Consider the following 7,613-nt stretch of genomic DNA (forward strand, 5'->3'; position numbering starts at 1 on the left):
GCCCCTGCTGCGGCTCAAGCGCGTCGATCTTCATCTCGTTCTCGGCCGTGACCGAGTTGAACTCACGGTTCAGGATGCCGACGTAGGTGGAGTCGGACAACTTGTTCGCCGCCACCGCGGCACCGAAGTACCGACCCGACTGAGCGGCAGCCGCACCGAGCGTGGTCTCGGCAGCCTGGGCGAGACTCGGCAGCAACGAGACGACGAGTACCGCAACTATCGCGGCAGTTCCGGAGACAGAGAGCGTTCGAAGTCGACGCCCGGAGGGACGGGTCCGGGAGATCATGCTGATCCTCCAGGTTGGGATAGGAAAATGTCTATTCGATGTGAGTCCCCCGCTAAGCTGGCGGCGACCCTGCGGTGCCGAGTCCGCCGACCGGCCGGGACACACCTCCGCCGGAGGCGAGTTGGCTGTGGCCACCTGACAAGCAGGTGGAGGGTTGCGGTGGATGGTCCGGGTCGCCTGCCGGGAAGCGGTCGCGGGCGTTGGGCCCAGGTGGTGGACGCGTGGTCGCCCGGCAGGTCGGTGGGCCTGATGGTCGCGTGAGGCGCCTCCTAGAAGATCATGTTAGCGATCACATCGATCGATGGCTCTTAGGCTGGCAGAAAAATCGAGGGTTATCAACCGGTGGTTTCGGTAATCGACCGGTAGTTTTTCGGGTTCTGCTCGGGGTTGGGGAGGTAGCCGATCCGCCCGGCCGAAGACGATCAGATGTCGCTGCCGCCCGCGCCGACGCTGCCTTCCGCGCCCTGTCGTGAGTACGGTGTGCGACCGCGGGTATCCGGCGAACATGGCGCGGTACACAAAGCCCGAGCTGCGGGAACAGCTCAAGGAAGAGATCAAGGCGGCCGATCGGGGCGGCAGGCCGGGACAGTGGTCGGCGCGGAAGTCCCAGCTGCTCACCCAGGAGTACCAGAAGCGCGGCGGCGGCTATCAGGGCGCGAAGGACGAACGCCAGAAATCCTTGCAGCGCTGGGGCGACCAGAAATGGCGGACCCGGCAGGGCACCACCCGGGCGCGACACGACGGCGAAACCGACCGTTACCTGCCCGAGCAGGCGTGGAACCAGCTTTCCGCGGAGCAGCGGCGCGCGACCGACGTCAAGAAGCGCAAGGAGTCGAAGTCCGGCAGGCAGTACGTCGCCAATACCGGACCGGCCAAGCGTGCCCGTCGGAACGCCGCGTCCGTATCGCTCACGGACATGCCGGTCGCCGAAGCGACCCGACACGTCCGCGACCTCGACACGGGTCAGCTCCGGGCGGCACTGCGAGAAGAACGCGCGGGGAAGAGCCGCAAGACACTCATCCAACGCCTGCAGTCGGCACTCGACCGCCGCTGATCGGACCTGGCGCCCCTACCGCGCGACGTGGGCCGGCGACGGGAGGTCGCCGGCCCACGATCGCTGTTTGTTTACCGAACTCGTAGCTGCTGGTGAACTGCCGCGGTGGGTGCGTAGATCGGGTCACCGGAGTAGGCGACATGGACCGGGTACACCCCTGCCGACAGCCCCGCTGTCGGCAGGTTGACCACGGCCGTGCCGCCGGCCAACGGAACCACCTGGGTGGTGCCGCCGAACGTCACAGCGATCGCACCGGTCACCTCCGGTGCCTTCTTGTGCTGGGACTGTGCCCGCACATCGACGTCGAGCTCGAAGGTGCCGCCACGGACGATCGACGCCGGGGCGGCCTTCGCCTTCACCACGGTCGCAGTCGTCCCCGGCACCGTCAGGGCGACTTCGGCGGAGCCGGACTTGGTCGGGTCCACCACCGACGTGGCGACGACGGTGAGCGACGACGCGGACTCGTCGGCGGCCACCGAGAGCAGACCGTCCGCGGAGATTGTCGTCGCCGTCGAGGCGGCTCCCTCGACCGACCAGGTCACCTCCGGGCTGACGCCCTCGTTCGTGCTCACCCGGGCGGTGAACTGCTGCTGCCAGTTCCAGCCCTTCGTGAGCTCCACGGTCGCGGGCGTCACCGACACCGAGTCGACCCCCGTCCAGAGGTGGTCCCTGGCGAAGATCGTGAACAGCTGGCTCGCCGTCATCCCGTCGTGCGCGCCGGGGACCTGGGTCGTCGCGGCGGCGTAGCCGCGTGCCCGGAAGTTGTTCGCGATGGTGTTCTGGGCGTTGAGGTTGCCCTCGAAGACGCCGTTTCCGAGGAACACGAACAGGTCGTCGTCCCCGACGGCGGCCGCGACGTTGTCGTAGTCCTGCGCGGTCAGCGACGGGTTACCGGAGAAGTGCCCGTAGAACGCGAAGGTGGTCGGGTAGCCCCGGATGACGTGGGCGCCCGTCATGCCGCCGTACGAGAATCCGGCGTAGGCGCGTCCCTCGCGCTCGGTCGAGACGTTGTAGTTCGTTTCGATGAGCGGGAGGATCGTCTGGACCAGGTTGTTGGCGGCGTTGGTCTGGTTGTACGAGCCGAAGCCGAGGCTGGTGCCGGTGAAGTGGTTACCCATGGTGACAACCACCGTCGGCTCGATCTCACCCTTGGCCGTCATGTTGTCCAGGATGTTCGGAACGTTCGCGGGGACCATGAAGTCCGTCTCGTCACCGAAGATGCCGTGGGCGAGGTAGGCGACCTTGTACGGCTCGGCACGGTTGGCGTCATAGCCCGCCGGCAGGTAGACGCCAAGGTAGTGACCGTCGTCGCCCAGGATCGTGGTGTACGGGATGTACTGGACAGTGCCCCGGTGTGCGGGGTCGGCGGCGGGCAGCTCGTACTCCGCACGCTCCTTGAGCACCGGGTCGTTCTGCCTGTCGGCGTACGGCACGTAGACGGCGTCGAGCACGTCGTTGTTCCTGACCCGGAAGGAGGACTCGCCCGGCGGGCGCGGATGCGTCGAGGCCGGATCCCAGATGCGCTTGTTCGCCCAGCCCTGGGTGGGGTCCCAGACCCGGTACCAGTAGCTGAGGCTTCCGGCGTGCAGCGGAAGTGAGACCGACCAGTATCCGTTCGAGTCCTTGGTCATGTCCCTGAGGAACTCGACCCCGCCGGCGTGGTAGCGCCCCGTCCGCCACTCTTCCGGTTGATAGCGCGTGTTGCCGGTACCGACGTCGAGCAGAGTCAGATCACCGGCGAGTCGGACCTGCGTGGCGTTGGGGTTGTGGTAGACGAACCTGACGGTGTATCCGGTCGGTGAACTGCTGTCCGGGGTGACGGTGGCGCCTTCCACGACCGCGCGCTCGCCTGCGACGGCGGCCGGTACGGAGACGGTGGCGCCGGCGCCTGCACTGAGTGCCATGATCGCGAGCATCGAGATCGCACGCCTGAGCCTGCGTCTTCCGATCGCCTTCCTCATCTGAGCAAACTCCTCTGTAGCCGCTGCTTGTGGCTGTCTTCGATGTCGTTGGTCTGGTCGAAGTGCCTTGCCGCCGCGCTTCCACGGCACCCCGCCGTCAGCGGATGTGACCCCTTCGGCGCTCAGTGGGCTCAGCTCAGCTAAATCGAATTAGCATGGTGCGTAGTGTGGCCGGGGTCACCTCCTATGTCAAGGGTGTTTGCAGGGCTGTTGCGCCTGGTCGCGCGGTGCCAACCGGGACGGCTCCTGCTGGGAGACCTCCGCCCCACGGCCCTCGGCGTCGGTCCGACTGCGGCCCCGCGAGGCCCGCCGGGTCGTCGCGGTTGGCGCTTCGTCACTGTGGCCGGCAGAGTTGTTCCAGGGTGTCCACGACGATCATTCCGGGCCAAATCGATCAATCAATACCAATAGACGATCATTGATATCTCGTCCGATTGGTGTGATACTCGGTGGAAGCGCTCCCAAACCCGTCCTGGGGAGCGCCTCGGAACGGAGGATGAACCGTGCGTTCACACCACCCCCATCGATCCGGCCGGCAATCCCGGTCAGCCGTTCGGCGGCCCCTTCAGGCGCTCCTCCTTGCGCTCACCATGGTGGTCGGGATCCTGCCCTTCGCCGGTGCCGCCCAGGCTCACGGCACCGTGATCAACCCGGCGACCCGCGCCTACCAGTGCTGGCAGAACTGGGGCCACCGGCACATGGATCCGGCCATGCAGACGCAGGACCCGATGTGTTACCGGGCGTTCCAGGCCAACCCCGACACCATGTGGAACTGGATGAGCCAGCTCCGCGACGGCCTGGGCGGGCAGTACCAGGCCCGTACGCCCGACGGCCAGCTCTGCAGTAACGCCCTCTCCCGGAACGACGCGCTGAACCAGCCGGGAGCCTGGAAGGCGAGGAACGTGAGCCGCAACTTCACGCTCCAGTTCTACGACCAGGCCAGCCACGGCGCCGACTTCTTCCGGGTCTATGTCACCCGGCAAGGATTCAACCCGAACACGCAGCGCGTCGGTTGGGGAAACATCGACCAGATCCTGCAGACCGGGCGTTACGCGCCGACGCAGAACATCTCGTTCAACGTCTCGATCCCGTCCGGGCGCAGCGGTCAGCACGTCCTGTTCGTGATCTGGAAGGCGTCGCACATGGACCAGACCTACATGTGGTGCAGCGACATCAACATCACCTGATCCGTACGGTCGACAATTGCGGCACTGTTCCGGCCCGGGGCGCTGTCCCGGGCCGGAGCGGTGTCCCCGGTAGCGGTCGCCGGTCGCCGCCCATGGGCGGCACTGCCCGGACCAGCGGCACAGCCCGGACCAGCGGCACTGCCCGGACCAGCGGCACAGGCCGGACCAGCGGCAGTGCCGCGCGAAGCACGGTAGCCTCGGCCGGGTGCGGATCCTCGCGTTCCTGGCCGTCTCCGTCGTCGTGCTGGCCGCCGTCCTGCTGATTTCCGTCGCCATGACGGCCGGTGCCCGGCGTCGACGGCATGCTTCGCAGTTGTCCGCCCGTTGGCTGGTGCGCCACTATGCGATCCCGGGGCGTGGACACACCGTCGTCGGGGTCACCCTGACCGACCCGGACGGCCGGATGCACGGTGAGCACGTGGTCGCGCGCATTCCGGACGATGCCCAGGACTGGCAGCGTGACTTCATCGCGGCCCGTCAGGAGGCCGAGGAGCGCGCGTTCCACCTCAACAGCGACCGCCCACCGATCGAGGGCTGAAGCAGAACCCCGCGGGCCGGCGGGGCTCTGCCGTTCCGTCACGCCGTTGTGTGGGCCAACGGCGGGTCGACGTCGGCGAGGAAGGCTTGCAGAGTCCGCGCCGGCCGTCCGGTCACCCGCTCGACGGTGTCGGTCACCTCGGCGAAGCTGCCCGCGTGCACCCGCTCGAAGGTCAGCGCGAAGAGCTCTCGCTCGAAGCCCGTGGTTCCGACCACGACCTCGTCAATGGTCATCTCTCGCAGAACCACCGGACGTCCCGCGGCAGCGGAGAGCAACTCCGTGGTGTGCGGCAGCGAGAGCGCCTCCGGCCCGGTGATTTCGTACACCTGGCCGGCGTGTCGCTCGTCGAGGAGCGTCCGCTCGGCCACCGCCGCGATGTCCCGGGCGTCGATCCAGGCCACGCTGGCACCACCGCTGGAGAACGGCAGCTCCCCGCCGGCGACCTGGTCGCGGTAGAAGCGGGGGTCGGTGAAGACCTGCATGAACCAGCTGGGACGCAGGATCGTCCAGGCGTGGCCGCTGTCGCGTACCGCACGCTCGGCGCGTGGGGCCCACCCGTCGTCCCCCATGTAGTCGGCGTCCTGCTCGGAGAGCAGGACGATCCGGGTCCGGCGCGGCGTCTCGGTGAGCAGCGCGCCGATGAGGTCCGGCGCGTCCGCCCGATCGGGTCGGACGATGTACATGGCGTCGACGCCGTCGGTCGCCGCAGACCATCCGGACGGGTCGTCCCACGAGAAGGCCGTCGGGCGTACGCCCTCGATGTCGACGGTCTCCGGACTGCTGCTGCCGCCGAGCACCTCGATGTCTCGCCGCTCCACGAGCAGCCTTGCCAGCGGTGCACCCGTCTTGCCACGGACTCCGGTCACCAGCACGCGGGTCGGGCCGGCCCCGGCCGAGCTCGAACTCTGCACGTCGAACCGCTCCTTTGATTGATTGACTAAAGTATCGCCACCACCTAAACACCGATGGATGAGCGGGTCAACTAATCTCAGGCAATGACCGAGGTGGCGGACGTCCTGGCCCAGCAGATGTGGGACCTCGTGTACGCCTACGACGCGGCGTATGACCGGGCAGCGCAGATTGCTGGGCTCAGCGCAGCGCAGGCGTGCCTGCTCGAACGTCTCCCGGAGGGCAGCCGTGCCATGGGGGAGCTCGCCGAGGAACTGCTCTGCGACGCCTCGAACGTCACCCAACTCGTGTCCCGGCTGGAGGCCCGCGGCCTGGTTGCCCGAGAGTCCGACGCGGTTGATCGGCGGATCAAGCGCGTGTCGATCACCTCGGAGGGGCTACGTGTGCGCCGGACCGTCCGGCGGGCGTTCGAGTTTCCGTCCGAGCGGATCGCGGTGCTGACCGAACAGGAGCGGCGACAGCTGTCCGAGCTGCTGGCGAAGGTGCTGCCCCACTAGCTTGATCTTCAATCTGCGGGGCGGTGGTATCGCCCCGGCCGATCATGGGGGCCGCCCTTGATCGATCGTTCCTCTTGCCCAGACTCTCGGCAATGTCGATGTTAGCGCCATCATTCCGCCCCGGCCGGCATCGGTTCGGAGCCGGTGTCGGCGGGCGGTCGATGCCTGCGTCGGCGGCTGGCGAAGTGCCCGCCTCGGGCCCGGGCGGCATCGCAGTCCGATGAGTCCGGAACGTGCCGGCCAGTGATTCCGGAACATTACGCCTTGACGAACGGCATGTTATCGCCCACAGTCGATGGGCAAGGACGACGATGCCTGTGGCTTACCGGGCAAGCCTGCTTCGTCGGGCCCCTGGATCAGGCGTGCGCCGGGGCATGCGGACATCCATGTTAGCGCTAACAGAATCGTCGCTGATGTTCGGCGGTTCGTTCCCGGTGCGCCCGTCCCCCGGGTGGACCGGTCGGGTCTCGTCATTTTGAAGGAGGATCATGTCTGCCTTTGACACATCTCCATCTCTCCCGCCTCCCACCCGGGGTCGTAGATGGTTGCTGCGGGCGGCCGCTGCCGGGGTCACCGCGGTGGTGGCCGGTAGTGCCGCCGCGGTGGCGGTGTCGACACCCGCCGCCGCGGCGACGGTCGACACGAACGCGTGGTACGTGCTGGTGAACCGCAACAGCGGCAAGGCGCTGGACGTGTACAACCTGGCCACGAACGACGGTGCCCGGATCGTGCAGTGGACCCGCAACAACGGCAACCAGCAGCAGTGGCAGTTCGTGGACTCGGGCGGCGGCTACTACCGCCTGAAGTCGCGGCTGTCCGGCAAGGTGCTGGACGTCTACAACTGGTCGACCGCCAACGGCGCCGCGATCGTGCAGTGGAGTGACACCAACGGGACCAACCAGCAGTTCCGGCTGGCCGATTCCGACGGTGGCCACGTTCGGTTGATCAGTCGGCACAGCAACAAGGTGGTGGAGGTGCAGGGCGCTTCGACCGCCGACGGTGGAAGCATCGTGCAGTACGACGACTGGAACGGCGCCAACCAGCAGTGGCAGCTCGTTCGGGTCGACGGCGGCAACCCGAACCCGACGCCGACGACTCCGCCGCCGGGTGGTACCTGCAACCTGCCCTCGTCGTACCGGTGGTCCTCCACGGGCGCGTTGGCGCAGCCCCGGTCGGGGTGG

At 67.6% G+C, this 7,613-nt stretch carries 8 protein-coding genes; 5 read left to right on the top strand and 3 right to left on the bottom strand.

Going from position 1 to position 7,613, the window contains the following annotated elements:
- Window positions 1-286: endo-1,4-beta-xylanase (locus tag SM447_RS29035; protein WP_474576067.1), on the bottom strand; the 286-nt coding region annotated here is incomplete at its 3' end.
- Window positions 287-791: 505 nt separating this feature from the next.
- Between SM447_RS29035 and SM447_RS29040 the strand changes: the two genes are divergently transcribed.
- Window positions 792-1,340, top strand: coding sequence for a hypothetical protein (locus tag SM447_RS29040; protein WP_474576068.1), 549 nt, complete (start codon window positions 792-794; stop codon window positions 1,338-1,340).
- 71 nt (window positions 1,341-1,411) lie between these two features.
- Here SM447_RS29040 and SM447_RS29045 read toward each other — a convergent pair whose 3' ends face one another.
- A complete protein-coding gene (locus SM447_RS29045; protein WP_474576069.1) occupies window positions 1,412-3,244 on the bottom strand; it encodes an alpha/beta hydrolase-fold protein in 1,833 nt (610 codons plus the stop codon).
- Between the two features lie 647 nt (window positions 3,245-3,891).
- Between SM447_RS29045 and SM447_RS29050 the strand changes: the two genes are divergently transcribed.
- Together SM447_RS29050 and SM447_RS29055 are read left to right on the top strand one after the other, a co-directional pair.
- The gene (locus SM447_RS29050) at window positions 3,892-4,488 is read left to right on the top strand and encodes a lytic polysaccharide monooxygenase auxiliary activity family 9 protein (protein ID WP_474576070.1); all 597 of its coding nucleotides are present in this window, start codon (window positions 3,892-3,894) and stop codon (window positions 4,486-4,488) included.
- A gap of 205 nt (window positions 4,489-4,693) precedes the next feature.
- Window positions 4,694-5,026, top strand: a complete 333-nt coding sequence (locus tag SM447_RS29055; protein WP_474576071.1) for a hypothetical protein — start codon at window positions 4,694-4,696, stop codon at window positions 5,024-5,026.
- Window positions 5,027-5,064: 38 nt separating this feature from the next.
- Here SM447_RS29055 and SM447_RS29060 read toward each other — a convergent pair whose 3' ends face one another.
- Window positions 5,065-5,937 carry an NAD(P)H-binding protein gene (locus SM447_RS29060; protein WP_474576072.1) on the bottom strand — a complete coding sequence of 291 codons (873 nt, stop codon included), beginning with the start codon at window positions 5,935-5,937 and terminating at the stop codon, window positions 5,065-5,067.
- A gap of 84 nt (window positions 5,938-6,021) precedes the next feature.
- Here SM447_RS29060 and SM447_RS29065 point away from each other — a divergent pair, with 84 nt between their 5' ends.
- Together SM447_RS29065 and SM447_RS29070 are read left to right on the top strand one after the other, a co-directional pair.
- Complete coding sequence (locus SM447_RS29065; protein ID WP_474576073.1) at window positions 6,022-6,432, top strand: MarR family winged helix-turn-helix transcriptional regulator; 411 nt, start codon at window positions 6,022-6,024, stop codon at window positions 6,430-6,432.
- Window positions 6,433-6,920: 488 nt separating this feature from the next.
- The coding region (locus SM447_RS29070; protein WP_474576074.1) for a non-reducing end alpha-L-arabinofuranosidase family hydrolase at window positions 6,921-7,613 on the top strand (693 nt) is incomplete at its 3' end.

Source organism: Micromonospora aridisoli, assembly GCF_056150025.1.